1 protein-coding gene is annotated in these 548 nt (G+C 47.6%); it reads left to right on the top strand.

From position 1 onward, the window contains the following. Positions 1-548: VCBS domain-containing protein (locus D515_RS24915; RefSeq protein WP_039850776.1), on the top strand; the 548-nt coding region annotated here is incomplete at both ends.

Consider the following 548-nt stretch of genomic DNA (forward strand, 5'->3'; position numbering starts at 1 on the left):
GATGTCATTGAAGTGACGGCGTCTGATGGTGTAACGACGACAGATATTGTTATTACTATCGGCGGGTCTCAAGATGCGATTGATGCATTCCTGGCAAGCAACTCGGTCATATCTGGTGATTTTTCAGGTCAAGTCACTGAGCGTGATCCCGGCGAATCATCGACCGTGACAGGGAAGATCTCAGTGTCAGATCCTGACTCTACAGATTCTCCTTCGTTGGTATACGAGAGTGTGGATGGTACTTATGGCACATTCTTACTCGAAGACGGTGCTTGGTATAACCTTAATGAGGATCGATGGACATATACCCTGAACAATAACAGCACTCTGGTTCAGGCTCTGGCTGAAGGCCAGAAGGTAGAAGATACATTCACTGTTAAAGCGACGGACGGAAAATCCCAACGGATTGTTATCACAATTGTTGGTTCTGATGACGCGCCGGTAGCGACAGGAGATACATCAGCTCAGATAAACTTGTTCCTCGATCAAGGCTTTGAGGGCGACCTCTATGAGGTGAGAGGATGGAGGCGAGGTGATGACTATTCGAT

The sequence above is a fragment of the Grimontia indica genome (genome assembly GCF_000333895.2).
GTDB classification, from domain to species: Bacteria; Pseudomonadota; Gammaproteobacteria; order Enterobacterales; family Vibrionaceae; genus Enterovibrio; species Enterovibrio indicus.